Source organism: Pseudomonadota bacterium (assembly GCA_023229365.1).
Classification (GTDB): Bacteria; Myxococcota_A; Polyangia; order JAAYKL01; family JAAYKL01; genus JALNZK01.
In genome coordinates this window covers 64,475-86,108 of record JALNZK010000004.1, presented here as the reverse complement: position 1 = coordinate 86,108, position 21,634 = coordinate 64,475, and the positions used below count along the sequence as shown (strand labels likewise).

Annotated in this window: 18 protein-coding genes; 7 read left to right on the top strand and 11 right to left on the bottom strand. The window is 71.8% G+C overall.

Translation table 11 applies throughout. The annotated features are described in order from the left end of the window. The first annotated feature begins 23 nt into the window (after positions 1-23). Together M0R80_04820 and M0R80_04815 are read left to right on the top strand one after the other, a co-directional pair. Complete coding sequence (locus M0R80_04820) at positions 24-815, top strand: hypothetical protein (protein ID MCK9458942.1); 792 nt, start codon at positions 24-26, stop codon at positions 813-815. Between the two features lie 2 nt (positions 816-817). Beyond that, a complete protein-coding gene (locus M0R80_04815; protein MCK9458941.1) occupies positions 818-1,534 on the top strand; it encodes a hypothetical protein in 717 nt (238 codons plus the stop codon). A 13-nt stretch (positions 1,535-1,547) separates the two neighbouring features. Here the strand turns inward: M0R80_04815 and M0R80_04810 are convergent, their stop codons facing one another. The 5 genes from M0R80_04810 to M0R80_04790 all read right to left on the bottom strand — a co-directional run bounded on the left by M0R80_04810 (position 1,548) and on the right by M0R80_04790 (position 10,227). Next, complete coding sequence (locus M0R80_04810) at positions 1,548-2,642, bottom strand: hypothetical protein (GenBank protein ID MCK9458940.1); 1,095 nt, start codon at positions 2,640-2,642, stop codon at positions 1,548-1,550. Positions 2,643-2,831: 189 nt separating this feature from the next. Then, positions 2,832-4,091 carry a DUF2341 domain-containing protein gene (locus M0R80_04805; GenBank protein MCK9458939.1) on the bottom strand — a complete coding sequence of 420 codons (1,260 nt, stop codon included), beginning with the start codon at positions 4,089-4,091 and terminating at the stop codon, positions 2,832-2,834. Positions 4,092-4,124: 33 nt separating this feature from the next. Beyond that, the gene (locus tag M0R80_04800; GenBank protein MCK9458938.1) at positions 4,125-6,443 is read right to left on the bottom strand and encodes a beta-ketoacyl-[acyl-carrier-protein] synthase family protein; all 2,319 of its coding nucleotides are present in this window, start codon (positions 6,441-6,443) and stop codon (positions 4,125-4,127) included. Beyond that, positions 6,440-8,905, bottom strand: a complete 2,466-nt coding sequence (locus M0R80_04795; protein ID MCK9458937.1) for a beta-ketoacyl-[acyl-carrier-protein] synthase family protein — start codon at positions 8,903-8,905, stop codon at positions 6,440-6,442. The genes M0R80_04800 and M0R80_04795 overlap by 4 nt, the downstream gene beginning before the upstream one ends. Beyond that, complete coding sequence (locus tag M0R80_04790; protein ID MCK9458936.1) at positions 8,902-10,227, bottom strand: radical SAM protein; 1,326 nt, start codon at positions 10,225-10,227, stop codon at positions 8,902-8,904. The genes M0R80_04795 and M0R80_04790 overlap by 4 nt, the downstream gene beginning before the upstream one ends. A gap of 225 nt (positions 10,228-10,452) precedes the next feature. Here M0R80_04790 and M0R80_04785 point away from each other — a divergent pair, with 225 nt between their 5' ends. The 3 genes from M0R80_04785 (at position 10,453) to M0R80_04775 (ending at position 13,205) form a co-directional block, all read left to right on the top strand. Next, a complete protein-coding gene (locus tag M0R80_04785) occupies positions 10,453-11,271 on the top strand; it encodes a CpXC domain-containing protein (GenBank protein ID MCK9458935.1) in 819 nt (272 codons plus the stop codon). 68 nt (positions 11,272-11,339) lie between these two features. Continuing rightward, positions 11,340-12,077 carry a metallophosphatase family protein gene (locus tag M0R80_04780; protein ID MCK9458934.1) on the top strand — a complete coding sequence of 246 codons (738 nt, stop codon included), beginning with the start codon at positions 11,340-11,342 and terminating at the stop codon, positions 12,075-12,077. A 3-nt stretch (positions 12,078-12,080) separates the two neighbouring features. Continuing rightward, a complete protein-coding gene (locus tag M0R80_04775) occupies positions 12,081-13,205 on the top strand; it encodes a hypothetical protein (protein MCK9458933.1) in 1,125 nt (374 codons plus the stop codon). Positions 13,206-13,215: 10 nt separating this feature from the next. On the opposite strand, the gene M0R80_04770 is transcribed toward M0R80_04775, so the two are convergent. The 6 genes from M0R80_04770 to M0R80_04745 are packed head-to-tail and all read right to left on the bottom strand — an operon-like array spanning position 13,216 to position 18,663. Next, positions 13,216-14,511, bottom strand: a complete 1,296-nt coding sequence (locus M0R80_04770; GenBank protein MCK9458932.1) for a hypothetical protein — start codon at positions 14,509-14,511, stop codon at positions 13,216-13,218. Between the two features lie 52 nt (positions 14,512-14,563). Next, a complete protein-coding gene (locus tag M0R80_04765) occupies positions 14,564-15,604 on the bottom strand; it encodes a J domain-containing protein (protein ID MCK9458931.1) in 1,041 nt (346 codons plus the stop codon). Between the two features lie 47 nt (positions 15,605-15,651). Beyond that, positions 15,652-16,869 carry a HAMP domain-containing histidine kinase gene (locus M0R80_04760; GenBank protein MCK9458930.1) on the bottom strand — a complete coding sequence of 406 codons (1,218 nt, stop codon included), beginning with the start codon at positions 16,867-16,869 and terminating at the stop codon, positions 15,652-15,654. A 31-nt stretch (positions 16,870-16,900) separates the two neighbouring features. Beyond that, on the bottom strand, positions 16,901-17,872 hold the full coding sequence (locus M0R80_04755; protein MCK9458929.1) for an alpha/beta hydrolase: 972 nt from the start codon (positions 17,870-17,872) through the stop codon (positions 16,901-16,903). A 10-nt stretch (positions 17,873-17,882) separates the two neighbouring features. Continuing rightward, positions 17,883-18,125, bottom strand: coding sequence for a hypothetical protein (locus M0R80_04750; GenBank protein MCK9458928.1), 243 nt, complete (start codon positions 18,123-18,125; stop codon positions 17,883-17,885). 25 nt (positions 18,126-18,150) lie between these two features. Next, the gene (locus M0R80_04745) at positions 18,151-18,663 is read right to left on the bottom strand and encodes a hypothetical protein (protein ID MCK9458927.1); all 513 of its coding nucleotides are present in this window, start codon (positions 18,661-18,663) and stop codon (positions 18,151-18,153) included. A gap of 129 nt (positions 18,664-18,792) precedes the next feature. Between M0R80_04745 and M0R80_04740 the strand changes: the two genes are divergently transcribed. Both M0R80_04740 and M0R80_04735 read left to right on the top strand, forming a co-directional pair. Then, positions 18,793-19,908, top strand: coding sequence for a VWA domain-containing protein (locus M0R80_04740; protein MCK9458926.1), 1,116 nt, complete (start codon positions 18,793-18,795; stop codon positions 19,906-19,908). A 48-nt stretch (positions 19,909-19,956) separates the two neighbouring features. Beyond that, the gene (locus tag M0R80_04735; protein ID MCK9458925.1) at positions 19,957-21,627 is read left to right on the top strand and encodes a putative transporter; all 1,671 of its coding nucleotides are present in this window, start codon (positions 19,957-19,959) and stop codon (positions 21,625-21,627) included. Positions 21,628-21,634: the final 7 nt, after the last annotated feature.

Sequence of the window (21,634 nt, the reverse complement as noted above, 5' to 3'; positions counted from 1 at the left end):
CGGGCAAGCTCTGAGGCCCGGCCGTGCAGCTCTGCCGGGACGGCCTCGAGGCGGTGGCGGCTCACGGCCCGCGCGTCATCGGGTTCTGGGGCGACCCGCCGCGCGCGGCGCTCGAGGCCGCGGCCGAGCGCTTCCCCGGAGCGGCGTTCTTCGACCTGGACGTCCACCACGACGCGAAGGCCTCGCGGACCGTTCCGGACGCCTACTGCCACATCATCCGCAACTGCGTGGACAACGCGCTCGCCCTGCGCGGCAGGCTCTGCGCGATCGTCGCCGCGACCGGCGAGGAGAAGTGCGACGCCGGACGGCTCGCCGGGAGGCTCGTGGCCGACCTCGCGGGCGTCGAGGTGATCCGCACGACGAACCCCGGGATCGATCCGCCGTCCGAGGCGATCTTGAGCGACGCGACCGGGCCGCTCCAGGCCCGGGTCGTGCGGATCATGGAGGCGATCGTCGAGCCGCTGACCGACGAGGAGATCCGGTCGGCGCGGGCCTCGCGGCGCGAGCCCACCCACGGCTTCTGGGGCACGCCGCCGCACCCGATCGAGCTGCTCGATCTGTTCCCGGAGACGACCGCGGTCTTCGGCTGGACGCGCTGCGTCGAGCGCGGCCGCCCGGCGGATCTCGATCTCGAGACCGAGGTGCCCGACGATCTGCCGATCGTCTTCTTCAGCCAGGGCTTCTGCGCCAAGGCGATGCTCGCGCGCCACCTCGCGGCGCGCCACCGCGGCATGCACGTCGACGTGCACGACTCCCTGGGCGCGGCGACGATGGCCAAGATCGAGGCGTTCGTGCGCCTCTCCGCGAGGGGGTAGCCGTGCTCTTGGGCGACGCGGGCAGCTCGTGGTGCAAGGTGTTCGAGGCGGGCTCGCCGGCGGTGCGCCTCGTGCCGTCGCGCGAGGTCAAGGCGCGCGGCTTCTCCTTCGCCTACGGGACGGGCCACTCGGCGCGGAGCCTGTCCGCGCGGTTCGAGAACGACCTCGTGTCCTTGAGCCGCGGCGCGCTCGAGCTCGTGGACGCGGGCGACTTCACCGTGCTCGACCTCGGCTCGCGCGACGCGAAGCTCGTCGCGTTCGCGGGGCGGCGGCCCGTGCGGCTCGACTGGTCCGTCGGCTGCGCGGCGGCGACCGGCGCGACGCTCGAGATGCTCGGCAAGTTCTACGCCGTCGACTACTCGGCGGTGACCGTCGACGACAGCTACTCCCAGGTGACGTGCGGCACGTACGCGGTAGAAAGGATCATGGACGCCGTCGCGGCCGGCGAGAGCGCCGGGGACGCGATCGGGCGGTTCATCCACGGGCTCGCGCGCTCGACCTTCGACTTCGCGGGTCGCCCGGGGAGGCTGTACCGGTCGGGCGGCTTCACCCTGTGCCCGCCGTACCTCGCGGCGCTCTCGCGCTACACGGAGGTGGTGTCGCTCGGCCGCACCGCGCCGCTCGCCGGCCTGTGGGCGTTCGCCGCCGCGGAGGATCCATCGCTCGGCCCGATTCCCGAAGCGCTGCGCGAGAGCGTCTGCGCCGCCGACCCGGCGTGAGGAAGCACAGTCGCTAATCGTAGTCGGACAGTCCGCAATCGAACTCGTCCCCGACCGGGAAGCAGCCGTCGTCCAGGTTCTGGTAGGTGCAGGCGCTGTCCCCTGCGGTTCCAACCCCGCGCGCCTCGACAAGAGCGTTCGCGTCGCACGTCGGCAGAGACGGGTTGTACTGGACATAGACGTCGCCGCCGAACTCCTCTACGGACAGCAGCCCGTCGACGTTCTCGAGAATCCAATTACTGGAGATCCTCAACCCCTCGCCGATGGTGAGAAGAGCCGAGAGCCCGTCCAGGTCTTGTACCAATGGGTTCTGAGCCAGAGAAAGCTTGGCGCCCACGAATTCGAGGCTGCGAAGCCCGGAGAGGGTTTCGAGAGAGTCGTTCGAGCACCCGTCGCCGGCAACAATCCCGAAGTTGCCGCCGACGTAGCTCAGGTTTCGAAGCCCCTCCACGTCTTGCAGGGAAGGGTGCCCGATGCAGGGCATGAGGCTATGGAAATTGACGTCCCCTTCGACGTGCTTGATCTTCTCGAGCCCATCGACGTCCGTGAGCGCGGGGTTGTCCTGAAACCCGATCCTTTGGACGCTCTCCAGGTTGCACAGACCGTCGACGTTCTCCAGGTCGTTGTTGCTGAATACCCCGAGGGAATCGCCCACTTCGCGCAGGTTGCTCAAGCCGTCGAGCGTGAAGATCCCCAACGTGCCGCCCATGTAGTTGGTACCTATTGCCAGGTTGCCGCCGACCGTCTCCAGGCTCCGCAAGCTCGCCAGGTCGTCGTTCCAAGGATCGTTACTAATGCTCACATCGCCAGTGACGTGTCGCAGGCATTGCGGTGGTTGGATGTCGGGGCATCCGAGGCTGTCGACGGTCAGGCTTCCCTCGATGGTCGTGCAAATCGGGAGCACGGGGGTGTCGAAAAGGATGTCGGAGAGAACAAAGTCACCACCGCAGACGTACTCTTCGCACTCCAGCGGTGCTGCCACGCAGGCCGGCTCCTCGACACCGCTGTCGCCGTCGTCGTCGGCATCGTCGTCGCCGCAAGCGGAGAAGAACAGGGCGGCCGCGAGCGCCGCAACGAGCGGAAGAAGCTTCGAAATCGAATTCGTCATCGCGTCCTCCTCCGGGTTCGTCGGCGCCGAACGGTACCGGCACCTGCCCTGCGCCTGAAACGAAGCACGCGCCGTGCCACCTCTACCGATTCTTTCTGCTCGCACCTATTCTAGCAGAATGACAGGACAATCAGTGGGATCGCGCAAATCTCAGGTGTGCCACGCTTTGTGCCATGGACAACCGGAGAGCTACAACTCCTCCTCGGCGCCGAAGGTGACGAAGCCGCCGGTCATGGCGAGGTGCTGGGTCGCGATCCACGCGGCCGAGCGGGCCACGTTCGAGAGCCGGACCTCGTCGATCTGCGCGTCGACCCACAGGTTGGGCTCCCCGGCGAAAAGCTTGCCGCCGATGAGGAGATCGGCCGCGCCCGCGTGGATCTGGGCAGGCGCCGGACCGGCGTCCGATCCGCTGAACACGCCGTCGACGTAGATCCGCACCGCGGCCGAGCCGCCGTCGCCGGTCCAGACGCCGACGAGGTAGTACCACTGGCCCGTGACCGCCGTGACGCCGGACCACGCCGCGGTCGTCGCGTCCACGCCGTCGTGGGAGATGATGAATCGCGGCTCGTTCTCGTAGAGATAGAGCGCGTAGGAGCGATCGTCCGCGCCCGTGTCGTACTTGCCCGCGAGGTAGCCGAACTCGTTGTTGCCCGGCAGGGCGTCGAAGCGCGCCCAGGCCTCGAGCGTGATCGCCCCGGTGACGTCCAGCGCGGCGCCGTCGGGCACGCGCACGAAGTCGTCTCCGTCGAAGTCCTGGCACGTCGCGAACGTGCCGGGGGCGCTGGCGTTTCCGTTCTGCCCGCCGGTGCTGCCGCCGCCGGTCGCGTCCGCGTGCGCGGCCGCGGACCACTCGTCGCTGGCCAGCTCGGCGAGGTGCCAGACCGCGACGAACCCGTCGTCCCAGACGCCGGCCGGATCCGGCGCCGGAGGCGCCGTGCACCCGTAGTACATCCAGACGTGGTCGGTCGTGGAGCCGCCGTCGATCGCCGGGATCCCGACCCACAGGTACGACGTCCCGCTCTCGTCCCAGCTCTCGATCTCGTGAGGGAGCACGGTCACGCCGTCGCCGTCGACGAACACGACGTCCTCGCCCGAGTCGGCGGTGTGCGCGTAGTCGAGCGCCGTCGCGTCCAACGCCACCGGCAGCGGGAAGGCGACCAGCGTCTCGGCCGAGGCGCTGTTGTCGAAGGCGAGCTGCATCCGCCACGCGCACCCCTCCACGGGGTCGGTGTCCGTGTCGGTATCGGCGTCCGTGTCGGTATCGACATCCGTATCCGTGTCGACATCCGTGTCCGCGTCGGTGTCGGTGTCCGTGCCGGTGTCCGTATCGGCGTCCGTATCCGTGTCCGATCCGCCGTCCCCACCGCCGGAGCGCAGATCCGGAAACTCGATCTGGCAGCCCGAGCACATCCAGGCGACGAGCCCGATCACCATGCCGCTTCGCTTCATGCCGGTATTGTAGCGATCCAAGGCGGTCAGGACCTAGAAATTTGGGAGGCGCCGGAGCACGACGGCGCTGCCGAACCCCTCCGGGGACGCCCACGCCGCGAGGACTATTTCGTCCGGGGCGGCGAGCTCGATCGCGACGGCGAGCTCGATGAGCGGCAGCGCGGCCTCGGCGAACCCGATGCGCGCGGCGAGATCGCCCGCCGCGAGCCGCCCGCCGAAGAGCCCGGCGAGGGCGCGAATCTCCTCTTCCGGGGCGCCGGTCGCGGCGGATCCGGCGACGAGCGCGGTCACGTCGCCGGGGGCGATCCCGGCCCGGGACAGCGCCTCCTCGGCGGCGCGCAGGCACGCGGCCGCGCGGTCGCCGGCGCACGGGGAAGAGCCTTCGGTGACGAGCGCCGCGCCCCGCACCTCGGCGAGCGGCGCGGCCCCGCGCTCGGCCGCGGCCTTTCGGCTCTCGAGGACGAACGCGGCGGCCCCCTCTCCCGGCACGACGCGGGTCCCGGGCCCGAGCTGCCCGACCTTGTAGCCGTCGGCGACGCTGCGCGGTGTCAGCTCGTCCGCGGCGGCCGCGACGATCGCCTCGACGTGCCCGAGCGCGACGGCGATCGCGGACGAGGCGCACGCGGCGAGGCCGGCGCCCTGCCCGGCGGCGATCACCGTCGAGTGGCCGCGCAGGAGGAGGGCGCGGGCGACGTTCCCGGCCACCTCGTTCGGCACGACGTAGGGGAACGCGCCGAGGTGCTGGAGCACGAAGTCGCCGCGGAACACCGCCTCGAGGTGCTCCGCCTCTCCCTGTCCCGGGCCGGTCGCGATGCCGAGGACGAGCCCGACCTCCGAGGTCGCGCGGGGCCGCGGCTTGAGCGCCGCCGCGTCGAGCGCCGCGCGGGCCGCGAGCGCCGCGTAGCGCGAGCACGGGTCCATGCCCTTGAGGTCGAGGCGGCGATCCACCTCGCGCGCGTCGACGGGAGGCACGAGCCCGGCCGGGAACGGCCGCACGGGCGCCTCGAACCTCGCGACATCGGCGATCGCCGAGGCGCCTCCCGCGAGGGCGCGCGTCCCCACGCCGAAAGGCGTGATGGCGGAGCAGCCGGTCACCACCGCGACGTCGCCCGCGGGCCGCGCGGCCGCGCCGAACCCCTCGTCCGCGCACGGCGCCGTGTCGAGGACGACGCACGCGTTGTTGCCCGCGAAGCCGAAGCTGTTGCTCAGGGCGATCCTCCCCGCGAAGCGCCGCCCGGCGTCCGGCACGCAGTCGAGATCGCAGCCCTCGCGCCTGCCGGCGAAGCCGGCCGTGGGCGGCAGGAAGCCGGCCCGCGCCGCGAGCACGGTGGCCGACGCCTCGAGCGCGCCCGCGCCGCCGAGGCAGTGGCCGATCATCGACTTCGTGGAGCTCACGGGCACCCGGGCGGCCCGCTCGCCGAGAAGCCGGGAGATCGCGCGCGACTCGGCCGGGTCGTTCGCCCGCGTGCCGGTGCCGTGCGCGTTGATGTAATCGATCTGCGCGGCGGTGATCCCGGCGTCCGCGAGCGCCGCCTGCATCGCCGCCATCTGGCCGCGCGCCGTCGGATCGGGCGCGGTCGGGTGGTACGCGTCGTTGCTGAGCCCGGTGCCGAGCAGCTCGGCGAGGATCGGCGCAGCCCGCCCGACGGCGCGATCGTACCGCTCGAGCACGAGGAACGCGGCGCCCTCGCCCAGGTTCAGGCCGACGGGCTGGGAGAACGGCGCGCACATCCCCTCGGCCGTGGCCTTGAGCGCGTCGAACCCGGCGAGCGTCGACGGCGCGAAGGCGTCCGCCCCGCCCGCCGCGACGACGTCCGCGTACCCCGCGCGGATCAGATCCGCCGCCTGCGCGATCGCGCCGGTGCCGGCGGCACACGCGGTGACCACGGTCAGCGCCGGGCCGCGCGCTCCCGCGGCCCACGCGAGCACCTTGGCCGCGGTGTAGTACCGCTTCGAAAACAGGAGCCGCGCGTCGACGGGATCCTCTCCGCGCGCGAGCGCCTCGTAGTGGCGCTCGATCGACAGCATCCCGCCCGAGCAGGTGCCGAGCACGACGCCCCCGCGGGCGCCGAGCCCCGCCGACAGCCCCGCCCCGCCGAGCGCCTCGCGCAGCGCGCAAAGCGCGAGGTGGACGTGCCTATCGAGCCCGCCGATCTCCTCGGGCGCCGCGGGGTCCGGCTCGAACCCCCGGACGAGCGCCGCGTGCGTGACGCGCAGCCCCCGGAGGCGCGGATCGTCGATCCGCGAGAAGCCGCGGTCGCCGCGCCGGAGCGCGTCCGTGAACGCCGCGGTGTCGCGGCCGATCGCGCAGATCGTCCCGATGCCGGTGATCGCGACGCGGACGCGGGTCACGCGGCACCTCCCTCGGGCTCGATCGCGATCGCGAGGTTGAACCCCTGGTCGCTCGTGGCGACGAGCAGCGCCCTTGCGGCTCCCTGCGGCGCGGCGCGCCCGTCGATCGATGGGACGCCCGTCCGCTCCCGCCACATGCCGCGGCCGTCCGCCCACGCGCCGAGCAGCGCCGCGAGCGTCGTGACGCCCGGGCCCGCCTCGGCGGGCCCGGTGTGGAGCGCGCTCGTGACGAGCGGGACCGTCTTGCCGCGCGCGCCGAGCGCCGCCTCGAGCGCCGCGAGCGTCACGGCGTCGCCGCGGTTCCCCTGGGGCGACCAGCACACGAGGCCGACGTCGTCGGCCGACCAGCCGGCGGACTCGAGCGCGAGGGCGATCGCCCGCGCCAAGCCGTCCGGCGTCCGGGCGGCGCCGCCGAACGCCGCCGCGTCGGTGGTGTGGCCGCTGCCCGCGATCCTGGCGAGGACCCGCGCGCCGCGCGCCGCGGCCACGGCCCGCTCCTCGACGATCGCGTACGCCGCGCCCTCGGCGAGGACGCGCCGATCGTCGACCTCGAGGTCGATGCCGCAGCGCTCCTCCGCCGCGCCGCTCTTGAGGTAGTCAAGCACGTCGTAGTTGAGGACGTACCGCGAGTAGAGCTCGTCCGCGCCGCCGGCGACGACCCGCGCGGTCGAGCGGCTCTCGATCGCGAGCTGCGCGAGGCGCAAAGCGAAGAGCCCCGCGTCCGCGGCCATCGTGACCGTGCACGAGTACCCCTTGAGGGCGAGCGCGTTCGAGACGAAGCCGCCGGTCGCGTTCGGCACGATGGACGCGAACGAGCCGATGTCCACCTCGGCGCCCTTCGTGCGCGTCACGAGCCGCATGTACTCCTCCTCGCTCGTGCCGACGTACACGCCGCTCACGACGCCGGTCTCGAGCCCCTCCTTGGGGCCGAGCCGGAGCCCCGAGCCGGCGAGCGCGAGCCGCGCCGCCGCGATCGCGTACCGCGAGATGCGCGTGAGCGATCGGAAGTCGAGCCGCTTGTCGACGTCGCGCGCCGCGAACTGCGGCACGAGGCCGCCGAGGCGCGCCCGCGACGGTTCGGCGACGCGATCGCCGAAGGGCGAGAGCGCCGTGCGCCCGGCGCGCAGGCCCGCGAGCAGGGCGTCCACCCCGAGCCCGAACGGCGTGACCGCGCCGCACCCGGTGACCACGGCTTGCGCCCCGGGATCCGGTCCCGCCGCGGGGGGCCTCCCGGGCTCGCACGCGCCGACCGCGATCGCCGCGTTGTGCCCGCCGAACGCGTAGTTGCACGACAGGAACCGCGAGTAGCGCGCGGGCCGCGGCGCGTTGGGCACGACGTCGAGGTCGCACCCGGGCCGCGGCTCGGAGAAGTTGATCGTCGCCGGGATCACGCCGCCTATCATCCCGAGCAGCCCGGCCGTGGCCTCGAGGGCGCCGGCCGCGCCGAGGCAATGCCCGACCTGCGACTTGAACGAGTGGCACGGGATCGCCGCGTCTCCGATGATCCTCCGCACGGACTTGGTCTCGGTGCGATCGTTCGCCTCGGTGCCGGTCCCGTGCAGGTTGATGCAGCCGAGCTCGGCCGCCGCGACCCCGGCCCGCTCGAGCGCGCGCGCCATCGTGCGGTACTGCCCGTCGCCGCGCGGATCCGGCGCGGTCGGGTGGTGGGCGTCGGCCGTGAACGCGTACCCGAGCAGCTCGCCGTCGATCCGCGCCCCGCGGCGCCGCGCCGCCCCGAGCTCCTCGAGGATCCAGAACGCCGCGCCCTCGCCCAGGTTGAGCCCCGGGGGCAGGGAGAACGGCGCGATCCGGCCGGTCGACGTCGCCTTGATCGAGTCGAACCCGGCCATCGTCGAGAGGCAGAGCGCGTCCGAGCCGCCCGCGATCACGGCGTCCGCGTCCCCGGCCGCGAGCAGCTCGAGCGCCGCGCCGAGCGCGCAGGTGGACGACGAGCACGCGGTGGAGACGACGAGCGTCGGGCCGGCGACGCCGAACGCGTGGGCGAGCGCCGCGCCGATGCCGTGGTAGCGGATGTTGCGGTTCATCCTCCTGTCGAAGGCGTCCGGCTCGAGCCCGGCGAGCATCCTGTAGTGCCGCTCCGCGGTGAGCAGCCCGCCGTTGCACGTGCCGACGACGAGCCCCACGCGCGCGCCGGCCGGCGCCTCGCGCGACCACGGGAGCCCGGCGTCGCGCACCGCCTGCCGCGCCGCGGCCACCGCGAGCTCGAGGTACCTGTCGCCGAGCCCGGCCCGCTCCTCGGCGGTCAGCGCCGCCATAGGGTCGAACCCGCGCACCTCGCCGCCGAACCGCGTCCGGAACGGGGCGGTGTCGAACGCCTCGATGGGCGCGATCCCCGACAGGCCTTCAGCGACCGCCCGAGCGACCTCGGCGCGGGAGAGCCCGACCGGCGAGAGCACGCCGATCCCGGTGATCGCCGCGCGCCGCATCTGCGAGCCGGTCATCCCTCGCCCTCGGCGCCAGCCCGCCGCCGCCGCTCGGCGAGGTGCGCGTCCGAGCGATCCGGCTCCAGGTTGCGGACGACGTCACCCGAGTCCTGCGCGGCATAGAACTCGCGCCACAGCCGCAGGAACTGCTCGTGCAGCCCGTCCGGCTCGAGGTTGGCCGGCCGCCACACGACGTGCGCGCCGTTGTACTTCCGCCACTCGCGGTGGAGGATCCGGCCCTGGCGCTCGAGCCGGTCCCAGAGCGACGAGCCGGGGTAGGGGCAGAACAGGAAGAACTCGGCGGTGCGGATGCGCGCCTTGGCGCACAGCTCGAGGATCGCGTCCGCGAGCCCGGGCCCGTCCCAGTCGCGGCCGAGGCCTATCGACGCGTAGAACCGGATCCCGCGGCCCTCGAGCTTCGCCACGAGGTCGGCGAGCTCGGCCTGGGCCTCGGCGTCGCCGCCGAGCGCGCGGATCGACTTCGGATCCACGTTCATCGTGCAGTAGAACGACGTGACCCCGGCGCGGGCGATCCGGTCGAGCAGATCGTCGTCCGTCTTGAGCGCCATCGTCGACGTCACGAAGTACTTCTTGCCGAGCGGCGCGAGCGCCTCGAACAGGGCGCGCGACCACTCCTCGAGCCGCCGGCTCGGGAAGAAGAGGAGATCGTCCGCGAGGTAGACGTTGTCGTGCCGGAGCGTCCGCATCTCGGCCGCGATCGCCTCGACCGGCCGCAGCCGGATCCGGTGGCCCGCGTGGGTCGGGATGGCGCACATGGAGCAGTTGTACGTGCAGCCGCGCGCCACCTGGACGAGGTCTTCGTTCCAGTCGTAGCCGCGCTTCGCGTAGAAGAGGTCGCGGCGCGGGATCGGGAGCGACGCGAGATCGGCCCGCGTGCCGCCGACGTACTTGCGCGCGAGCGCCCCGGCCGCGGCGTCCGCGAGGATCCTCGGCCAGGTCGGCTCGCCGTCGCCGACGTTCACCGCGTCGCAGTGGAGGAGCGCCTCGTCGGGCATGGTCGACGGCCAGTAGCCGCCCATGGCGACCCTCTTCCCGGCCGCGCGGTAGCCGTCCGCGAGCTCCATGGCGCGGGTCGCCTGCGGCGTGAAGCAGTTGATCGCGACGAGGTCGGCGGGCGCGTCGAAGTCGACGGGATCGCCGTTGTTGTCGTCGACGAGCTCGACCTCCCACGTAGGGGGCGTGAGCGCGGCGAGGATCGGGATCCCGAGCGACGGCGGGGTCGTGTACTGGCCGAGGTAGTGGTCCACGAGCTCCTTGTTCAGCTCGGGCACCCCTTCGAGGAACTTCTCGAACTTCGGGTAGACGAATACGACTTTCATGGCGCGCACCGCACGTCGTTTCGAATAGCAGAATCGGCCCCGCCGCGCCAGCGAGGGCCCAGCCTGCCTCGGGTCCATTCCCGTCCACTCCGTCCATTCCGTCCATCGCCGGGCAGTGGACACGATGGACAAAGTGGACCGAGTGGACGGGGAGCCGATCTCCGTTTCGTTCCTCTCCCCGCCTTTGTCACGCCCCGTTTCCGTGCTAAAAGAAGGGTCACCGCCATGGCGAAGAGCACGAAAACGCGTCCGCCGGCCGGATGGTCCTCAGCGGGCACGACGCGACGGGAATCGTATTGCGTCTGCCCGAAGGGCCACAGGTTCGTCGCCGAGCTGTTCACCGCGGTGGACCTCGACGAGCAGCCCGAGCTGCTCGAGATCCTCACCGACGCCGGGCTGCAGCCCGCGCGGTGCCCGACCTGCGCCGCCGACCTCGCGCTCGCCGAGCCGTTCGTCGTGGATCAGCCCGAGCGCCAGCGCCGGGCGCTGTTCGTCCCGGACGCGCTCGCGCACCGGGAGCTCGAGCTGCGCGCCGAGCTGCTCGCCAAGTTCGCGGCGAACCCGTCGCCGTACGCGCCGCCGTACGCCGCCAATCCCGCGACCGTCGTGGGCGTCGCCGCGCTGCAGGTGTGGCTGTTCGGGGAGGCCGCCGCGCCCGCCGCCGCGCCCGCCCCTCGGGAGCGGCCGGAGCGCAAGTCGAAGGAGCCCGCGCCCAAGGCCAAGCCGAAGACCGCGCAGGAGATCCACGCGGCGTTCGCGGATCTCGCGGAAACGGAAAAGCCGCAGTCGGTGCCGTCGATCCCGCCGTCCGGGCCCCAGATGGACGGCGTCGACGTGAACGAGCCGCTCCTCGACGACGACTGGCTCGCCGACGACTCGATCGCGCCCGCGCGAGCGAAGTCCGGGGACCCGGCGTCGGGCAGGCGCGGGATCCACGGCAAGGACAAGGCGGCCGGGCAGGCCGAGAGCCGCGGCGCCGGCAAGGGCGTGAGCTTCGCGGACCTTCTGTCCGACAACGACGGGGATCCGGGGGACGACGGCTAGCCGCCGCCGGGATGTGGACAGGCCGAACGGCGCAAAGTATAAGGGGTCTCTTCGGGGTACGATCATCCATGCGGTTGGGCATTTTCAGCGATATCCACGCGAACCTCGAGGCGCTCCACGCCGTGCTCGCGGCGTACGAATCCGAGAGGATCGACATGTTCCTGTGCGCCGGCGACGTCGTGGGCTACGGCGCGAGCCCCAACGAGTGCGTGGAGCTCGTGCGCGCGACGACGACCGAGGTGGTGCTCGGCAACCACGACGCGGCGGTCTCGGGCATCATGGACTATTCCTACTACTACGACGCGGCCCGGCGCGTCCTCGACCTCCACGCGAACGCGCTGACCGAGGACGGCCTGGCGTGGCTGAGCAACCTGCCGTACTCGCGGCGGTACCCCGACGCCGGGATCAAGCTGTGCCACGGATCGCCCATCGAGGAGCGCGAGTTCGACTACATCTTCGCGCCGGAGCAGGCGTTCTCGCTGCTCCCGTTCTTCCACATGCTCGACCAGATCACCTTCATCGGGCACTCCCACCTGTGCCGGGTGTTCGCGCTCACGCCGAGCACGGTCGAGGAGATCGCCGCCAAGCAGTTCTACGTCGACAGGGAGCGGAAGTTCGTGATCTCGGTCGGCTCGATCGGCCAGCCGCGCGACTACGACAACCGGGCGAGCTACACCATCTTCGACACCGAGACCCGCATGTTCCAGTTCAAGCGCGTCGAGTACGACATCGAGACCGCGGCGAACCGGATCTTCACGGCCGGGCTCGAGCGCAACTTCGGCAACCGCCTGTTCATCGGCGTCTAGCGCATGGGCGCGCAGCGGACGATCCGCCCTCGGGCCGTCGCGATCTGCTTCCTCCTCCCGCTCCTCGGCGCGGCCGCCGCCATCGCGGACGAAACCCCCGCGAAGCGGCCGTTCGCCCTCCTCGTCCCGCCCGCGCAGAAGGAGCTCGCCGACTCGCTCGTCGTCGCGGCGGGCAGCGGGTTGCTCGACCTCGACGTCGAGCTGTTCATGGTCGACGTGGAGGCCGCGCTCCGCCCCCCGCCCGACGGCGCCGTGGAGGCGCGGGCGATCGCGAGGAACGCCGGCGCGTTCGCGGCGATCTGGATCGATCCCGCGGAGGGGGGCACGGTCTGCGCCGTCGCGGCGGGCACCGCCGCGGGAGAGGCGTTCGTGCGGCGCGTCGGCGAGCCGGATCCGGACGCCCAGGTGGAGGCCATGGCGGTCATCATCCGGACCGCGGTGGAGCAGATCCTCGCCGCGGCGCGCGAGCCCGCGACGCCCGCGACGCCCGTGATCCCCGCGCCCGAAGCGCCGCCCACGGGATCGCGGAGCCCGCCTGCCGCCCCCGCGCGCGCGCCGCCGGACGCGCGGCGACAGGAGCCGGTCCCGGGCGATCGCGACTTCGGCCTCCTGCAGGAGACGGAGTACGCGATGCACGTCGCGTCGAAGCAGCTCGGGGTGTCGCACGGCGTCAACCTCCGGCTCGGCGCCACGGTTCCGTACGGGCTGGCGGCGTACGCAGGCTACACCGCCCTGTCCCCGGTCGCGGTGCGCGGCGCGCTCGGCGACCTGGAGCTGACGCGCCACCCGTTCCACGTCGGCTTCAAGGCGCACGTCGGGGAAGGTCTCGTGCGCGGCTTCGGCGAGGCGAACCTCGTCGTCGACTACCTCGTGCCGAGGCTGTCGTCGCTCGCGCCGGATCTGCGCGCGACGGACACCGAGCCCTCCATCCTGGTCAGCGCGCTCGCGGTCGTCGGGATCGGGCTGCACGTCCTCGCGCCGGTGACGATCTACGCGGCGGCGGGCGCCGAGATCCCGTTCAACCGGACCGCCTACGTCATCGGCTCCGGCGACAGGGTCGAGCGCGTGGCCGCGCCGTGGCCGGTGCAGCCGTGGGTGCTCGCCGGGCTGATGCTCGACGTCCTGTAGCCGGCGCCGCTCAGCGCAGCGCGCGCAGCGGCGGGAAGTCCGCGAGGTCCCAGAGGCGCGCCGGGGCCGCGTCGACGTCGACCGGCAGGATGTTCCACAGGTGCGGCGCGATCGAGAGGGCGCCCGCGGCCTGGATCGCGACGCTCGTCGCGAGCAGGACCGCGGCGACGGCGATCCACGCCCGGGAGCCTCGCGCACCGGCGAGCCCGAGCGCGGCGAGGGCGGCGAGGAACGGCACCGTGTCCACGAGCAGCCTCGGGCCGAACGAGTGGCCGCCCCACCAGTGCGGGAACGCGGCGACGGTGATCACGTGCAGGACGACGGCGGCGCCGAGCGCCGCGACGAGCGGCTTCCCGGGCACGTCGCGCCAGAATCGCACGAGCAGCGCCGGCACCGCCGCGGCCAAAGGGCAGTACAGGAGCAGGCCGCGCCCCGGCGACAGGAGCGCCCCGGCGAGCCCCTCGAAGGGGGTCGCGGAGCCGAGCCTCGACGGCCGGTACTCGGGGAGGAGCCAGCTGCGTTCCGCCGCGTGCGAGGCGGCGGCGAACAGCGCGAACCAGAACAGCCCGGCGAGCCCGAGCGTCACGAGATCGCGCGGCCGGCGCCACGCGACGTACCCCGCGATCGCGATCGCGCCCGCCGCGGCGGTCGGGCGCACGAGGAACGCCCACGCGAGGAGTGTCGCCAGGAGCACCGGGTGGGCCCGGCGACCGCGGAGCTCCCAGCGCAGGAGCAGGAGCGCCGCGACGGCGTAGATCACGAGCAGGAAGGTGTGCGACCACATCGCGCGCGACGCCGTGGTCCAGACAGGCGTCGCGAACCCGGCGGCGATCGCCACGAGGGCGGCCGCGGGGCGCGGCGCCGTGAGGCGCGCGGACAGGAAAACGAGGAGGACGACCGCGGCCATGAGCGCGCTCGCGATCGAGTGCTGCAGCCGCGCCTCCGCGCCGGGATCATAGGCGCCTTCGGCGGCGACCGGAGAAGCGCCGAAGAGCCTCGCCGCGGCGACGACGGGGACGGACAGGATCGACGTGCCCTGCGGGAACGCGTAGTACGCGTGGCCGCCCCGCAGGTTGACCTGGTACGGCAGATCGCGCGCGGGCTCGGCCTTGGTGCCGGGATCGAACCAGGGGTCGAGCCGGATCGAGCCCCGCTCGAGCAGCGCCTCGCTGACGAGCAGCGCGTACCGCGCGTCGGACATCCCGGGGGTCGGCGTGACGAGGAAGGCCGCGAGCGCCGCGGCGAACAGCGCTGCGCCCCACACGAGATCGGCCCGCCGTCCGGCACCCGTTGCACCATCGCGCATCGGGATCACCATGCGTCCTCGAGGCGGGCGTTGTCCAGCGGGCGCGGCGGCGCTAGGCGGCGCGGGTGAGGACCGAGACGAGCTCGGCGCGGGCCGCGGGCGGCGGGGACAGGGCGAGCGCCTTGAGCGCGTACGCCCGGGCGCGCGGCACGTCCCCTATCTCGAGGCAGCTGCGGGTGACGTCGAGCAGCTCGGCCCAGCTCTCGGGCGCGCGGCGGACGAGCTTCACGCGGCCGACGGCGTCGCCGCGGAGCTTCGGGGAGCGGCGCGAGCGCTTCAGCCGATCGTAGGCCGCGTTGACGAGCCGGATCGCCTCCTCGGCCATGCGCGCCTCGTCCGCGGGCAGCCCGCGCAGCCGGTCCGGGTGGAGCTCGAGCGTCAGCTTGCGGAACGCGCGATCCTCCTCGCGCGGGTCGTCGTCCGACGGGGCGTCGAGCAGCTCGCGGTCGGTCGCGCCCGCCGCGGCGCGCTCGAGCACCCGGATCGCGGAGGTGAGCCGCGGCAGGAGCCCCGGACGCCAGTCGGCGTCGAACGCGCCCACGAGGTTGAGCGCCACGACGAGCGCGCCGGCGCGCCGCGGATCCAGCCCCCGCTTCCACAGGACGAGCGGGATCGGCGTCGGTATCCGGAGCCCCTCGACGAGCTCGAGCTCGTCTTCCGCGAGCCGGAGGCGGGCGATCAGCGAGCGCTTCTCGGGTCCGATCCGCAGCGCCCGCACCGGGATCCGCTCGACGAGTCGCAGCGGATCGAACAGATCGCCGCGCGCGCGGACGCCCTCGACGACGACCTGGTCCGGATCCGCGAGCTCTCCGGCGCTCGTGCCGAACGGCAGCGGCGTGAACGCGACGCGGGGCCGCTCGAGCGCGAACAGCCGGGCCGCCCTGCGGGAGATCGCCTCGCGCTCGGGCGCGCCGAACTCCGAAACGACGTCCGCGATCGCGCCGTGGACCACGCGGACCGTGTGCGCGCGGCCGCCTTCAAGGACCTCGACGATGCCGTTCGATCCCTCGCGCCGCGCCGCGGCGAGCGTCGCGCCGAGCCGCAGCAAAGGGGCGCACGGATCCCGCCGTTCGATGCCGGATGGTGCTTCCATGCCGAGGAGTCTAGCGCCCGCCGGGGCCGTGGGGCAATTTCTCGGCCTCAGGCGACGGGGATCGACACGACGAACCGCGCGCCCTTCGCCGCCGCCCGGTCGAGCGTGATCTCCGCGCCGACCCGGTCGCAGATCGACTGGCAGATCGCGAGCCCGAGCCCGGAGCCGCGGACCTCGGCCTTGGTGGTGAAGAACGGATCGAAGATCCGATCCGCGATCTCGGGCGGGATGCCCGGGCCGTCGTCGGTGACCGAGAGCGCGACCGCGCGGCGCGCGACGACGCCCATCTGGGGGCGCCAGCCGTCGACGACCTCGGCCCGGATCGCGATCGCGCCCTTGCCGCCCATCGCCTGCGCCGCGTTGAGCAGGAGGTTCACGAGGAGCTGCGTGAGGTCGTCGCGCGACATCGCGACCGGCTCCGCGGCGTCCACCTCGGCCGTGAGCGATACGCCGTCGAACAGCTTCTGCGCGCCGAGGAGCGCGCGGACGTGGTCGATCGCGTCCGCGACGCGGCACGTCTCCCGCTCGCCGACCTCCCCGCGGGCGGGCCGCGCGTAGGCGAGGAGATCCGCGATGATGCGATCGATGCGGCGCACCTCCTTGCGGATGAGCTCGCGGTAGCGCGCCGAGATCGCGGGATCCGCCTCGCCGTCGAGCGCATCGAGCAGGCCGAGCACGCCGGCGAGCGGGTTGCCGATCTCGTGCGCCACGCCCGCCGCGAGGGTGCCCACCGAGGCGAGCTTGGCCGCGCGGATCAGCTGGTCCTGCGCGCCGCGCAGCTCCGCCGCCGACTTCTCGATCGCCTCGAGCTGCGCCTTGAGCTCGGCGCGCTGCGCGCGCAGCGTGCAGGTCATCCGGTTGAAGCTCACCGCGAGCTCCACGATCTCGCCGGAGCCGGTGATCGGCGTCTCGGCCTCGAGCCGTCCCTCCGCGACCTCCTCGACCGCGCGCGTGACGCGGCCGAGCGGCCGGACCACGAACCGGCTCAGCGCGAAGTAGGAGAGCGCGAGCGCCACCGCGGCGCCGGTGATCATGTAGAAAAGCACGAGGCGCCGGAGCCGGCCGAGCTCGGCCTCCACGCTGGGCTTGGCCTTGTCCGGCTGGATCGAGCCGTCGTCGGCCGTCGCGGCCGTGGCCGAGCGGGAGAGCGACACCCGGCCGAGCCCGAGCACGACCGCGTCCGTGAGGACGATGAACAGCGCCAGGACGACGGCGAGCGCGAACAGGATCCTCGCGCGCAGGCCGAGCGACGATGCACGGGACATGGGAAGGTTGTAGCTTCGCGCTCAGCGCGGGTCAAACGCGGGGCTCGCCCTGTGCGAGGAAGTCGAGCACGGCGGCGTTGAACTCGTCGGGATACTCGAGGTTCGGGGAGTGCCGCGCCTTTTCAATGATGAGCGTCTTCGTCTCTGGTCCGAGGTGCGCAGCGAGCCGTTCGGCGATCGCGATCGGGAACACCTCGTCTCCATCGCCCCAGACGAGCAACGTCGGCATCGTTGGCTTTTCCGGCTTCGCGCCGAGCGCACCCATGTTCTCGACGAGCCAGGTGAGAAGAGCTCGCCGTTCGGCACGATGTTCTGAATACATCTCTTTGTATGCGGATTCGAGGGCGAACCGCGGCAACCACGGCGGATCGTAGTAGCCGATCTCGAGCAGCCGCCTCACGCCATCCGCGTCCGTCGGGACGAGGAGATCGCCCAGTTCGGCCACGCCGAACCGCGCGCACAGGGCGTCGTAGTCGGCGCGGGTGTAGATCGAGCCTGGGCTGTCCGATATCACGAGCCGACGCACGCGTTCCGGGTGGGTGCGCGCGAGCTCGTACTCAACGAGGCCGCCGTACGAGCTGCCGACGAAATCCGCGGTGGCAATGTCGAGGCGATCCATGAGCGCCAGCACCACATCGACCTGGTGCGTGAGGGAGTAGTCTGCGTCGGCGGGCTTTGAGCCGCCGAACCAGAGGAGATCTGGGATCACGACGCGGTGCTTGGTCGCGAACGCCTCGGCCTGCGGGTTCCACTGCCACATGGCGTCGGCGCCGAAGCCGTGGAGGAGAACGATCGCCGGCCCCTCACCTCCGTCCCAGAAGGCGATCTTCGCGGCTCCGAGCTCTTCGACGCGGCGCTCGAACCCGGTCCGCTCGAGCCCCCGCTCGATCCGGTTCCCTCGCCAGCGAACGACGTTGCACGAAGATGCGGTAAGCGCGATGAGAAAGACGGCCAACGCCGAAAGCACGTACCCGGTTGGCGACAGGGTCCTCCGGATGGTCATTTTCCGCTTCTCACTCCTCGCAAGCCGGGCAGCCGCCGTCCGGCGGGTACGGGGCGCCGTCGCAGTAGGAGTGGAACCAGTCCTGATCGCAGCCCAGGTCGCCGAGGCAGTCGCACAGGGCGTTCATCTCCTCGGCCTCGAGCGCGCAGGTCGCGTCGCCCTGGCAGCCGACCTCGGCGTAGCACCCGTCCACGCCCAGCTGCGTGCACATCTCCTCCTCGGCGCAGCCGAAGGCGAGGAAAGCGATGAGCATGGTGCAGACGCGCCAGCAAACTGCATCAGTAGACAATGCCGTACTTCCTCACTTCCTCACGCAGCAGCGCGTCCGAGTAGCACCTGTAGTTGTTGAACGATCGCTCAAGTGAGACGAACCACCGCTCCAGATCGTCCACCACCTTCGGCTGTATGTAGTCTGGTTTCGCCAGAACGCCGCCGTGCTCTCCCACCTGGAACAGCACGACTGCGCAGTACCGATTGTCGTCCCGGTAGCAGATGTCGGCGAAGAACGAGTTTCGCTCCTGGTCGATTTTGTGAATCGTCCAGTTCTCGCTCTGCAACGCCAGAATGATCGCAGCCAAAGAGCGCTTGATCGGATCGATGCTCGCGGTCATGGCGCACGGATCGAACCCTCGTGGGACGTAATCGGGGTCGTACTCGTCCGTCTTCGGATCCGAGCTCTGCGTCCACTCCGGCTGTGTCGTCCCAGCCATCGGTCCGCACGCGGCGGCAAGCGCGACGAGCGTGAGGAACATTCGCAGGTATTTCCCGTCCATTCCGTCCATTCTGTCCATTCCGTCCACGCCGTTCCAGGAAAAATGGACCCAATGGACGAAATGGACGAAATGGACGCGCGAGGATTCTCAGTCCGACACGGGAGCCGCCGTCCACTATAATGGGGAAGACAAAGGGAGGGGGAGGCCATGCGGAAATTCGTCACTGTCCTATGCGCCGCGCCGCTCGCGTGGGCGGCGCTCGTCGGGTGCGAGGGAGCAGCTCCTTCGGGGGGCGGCGGGGACGCGGACGCGGACTCCGACTCCGACGCGGACACGGATACGGACGTGGACTCCGACTCCGACTCCGACGGCGACTCCGACACCGGCTGCGAGGAGGTCGCATTCCCGGTCGCCGGCCACCCGCCGGACATCCTGATCCTGCTCGACCGCTCGAACAGCATGGCGGTCGGCTCGCCGAGCTGCTGGTCCACGGTGACCACGGCGCTCACCTCGATCACGGCCGACATGGATCCGCTGATCAACTTCGGGCTGATGGTCTTCCCGTACGGCGCGACCGAGTGCGCCCCGCCGTCCGGCACGCCCGAGGTTGCGATCGTCGAGGAAGAGAACGCGGCGGCGATCGCCACGACGCTGGGCGGGCTCGGCCCGGACGGCGGCGGCACGCCGACCACCGCAGCGCTGAATGCGGCCGCGACGTACCTGAGCGGGCTCGCGGACGAATCGACCAAGTACATCCTCCTCGCCACCGACGGCGGCCCGAACTGCTCGTCCGACGCGGGCCTGCAGTGCCCGGCCTGCCAGACCACCCAGCTCGACGGCGTGAGCTGCTACACGCACAACGACTGCCTGGACGACGTGCAGGCGATCCTGCTCGCCGAGCAGATCCACATGGAGATGGGGATCGCGATCTACGTCGTCGGCATGGGCGGCGTGCTCGACAGTGTGTACCTCGAGGTCATGACCGAGATCGCGGCGGCGGGCGGCACCGGGGACTTCTACCCGGCCGACACGCCGGCGGATCTCACCGCGGCGCTCGACGAGATCGCGGCCGAGGCGGTGGCGTGCGAGTTCACCGTGGACTGGGACGCGCTCGGCGAGGGGGTCTCCACGGATCAGGATCTCGTCAACGTCTTCGCCGACGACGAGATCGTGCCGTACGACGAGGACTGCTCGGACGGGTTCGGCTGGCAGTGGATCGACGCGGACACGATCGGCCTGTGCGACGGCCTGTGCGAGCAGTACAAGAACGGCGAGATCTCCGAGGTCACCGCGTCGTTCGGCTGCGAGACGATCGTCGAGTAGCGCCCCCCGGTTGACGCCTCGGTTTAAAGTGGTAGACGAGCCGCTGACATGGACTGGCTCTCCCAGCTCTTTCTCGGCGACTCGGTGGCCCACTCGGTGCTCATCCTGGCGCTGGTCGTCACGACCGGCCTCCTCCTCGGCGGCGTCCGCGTCTTCGGCGTGAGCCTCGGCGTGGGCGGCGTGCTGTTCGCCGGCCTCGCGTTCGGCCACTTCGACCTCACGCTCAACCACGAGCTCATGGAGTTCGTGAAGGAGTTCGGGCTCATCCTGTTCGTGTACGCGATCGGCCTCCAGGTCGGGCCGGGGTTCTTCGCGTCCCTGCGGCGCCAGGGGTTGTCGCTCACCATCGCCGCGGCGACCATCGTCCTCGGCGGGACCGCCATCGCCGTCGCCATCGGCCTCCTCGCGGGGATCGACTTCACGGCCGCCGTGGGCCTCCTGACCGGCGCCGTGACCAACACGCCGAGCCTCGGCGCGGCGCAGCAGGCGCTCAAGGATCTCCCGGCCGCGGGCGCGGACGCCGCGTCGGTGGTCGGCATGGGCTACGCGGTGGCGTACCCGTTCGGCATCGTCGGGATCATCCTGACGATGATCATCGTGCGGCGCCTCTTCCGCATCGATCCCGCCGCCGAGGCCGCGGAGTTCGAGCGGCTCCAGCACGAGGGCGTGCAGCCGATCCTGACCAAGAACTTCGAGGTGCTCAACGCGAACCTCGCCGGGCTCTCGATCGAGCAGCTCGCCGAGCTGACCGGGCCGGGCGCCATCGTCACGCGGATCTGCAGGCGCGGCGTGCAGCAGCTCGCCCTGGCCGAGGTGCGGCTCGAGGTCGGGGACGTCGTCCACGCGATCGGCACGACCTCCCGCCTGGACGCTTTCCGCGTGATCGTGGGCAGGGAGAGCGACGTCGACCTCCCGAAGCTGCCGAGCCGGATCGCGGTGCGGCGCGTCGTCGTGACCCGCAAGGCCCCGTGCGGCAAGGAGCTCCACGCCCTCGGGCTGGACGAGCGGTACGGCGTGATCATCACGCGCATCATCCGCGCCGGCCTGGAGTTCACGCCGACGCGGGATCTCCGCGTGCAGTTCGGCGACCGCCTCGTGATCGTGGGCGTCGAGCAGGCGGTGGAGCGCGCGGCGAAGGAGCTCGGCGACTCCGTGGGCGAGCTCGACAAGACGCACATCGTGCCGTTCTTCGTGGGCATCGCGCTCGGCGTGCTCTTGGGCTCTTTGCCGATCGCGATCCCGCACATGCCGGCGCCTATCAAGCTCGGGCTCGCGGGCGGGCCGCTCATCGTCGCGATCGCGCTCAGCCGCCTCGGCAAGGCGGGACCGTTCATCGCGTACATGCCCAATCCGGCCAAGATGATGCTCCGCGAGCTCGGCATCTCCCTCTTCCTCGCGTGCGTGGGGCTCGCGGCGGGCGAGAAGTTCTTCGGGATCCTCGCCTCGGGCGACGGCTTCCTTTGGATGGGGCTCGCGGCGATCATCACGTTCGTGCCGATCTTCGCGGTGGCCCTGTACATGCGCGGCCGCCGGAAGCTCAACTTCGTCTCCCTGTGCGGGCTCCTGTCCGGCAGCATGACCGACCCTCCGGCGCTCGCCTACGCCACCCAGCTCGTGAAGAGCGACGCCGTGTCCATCGCCTACGCCACCGTGTACCCGCTCACCATGCTGCTGCGCGTCGTCATCGCCCAGATCGTCGTGGTGCTCGCGCTCGGATGACGCGGCG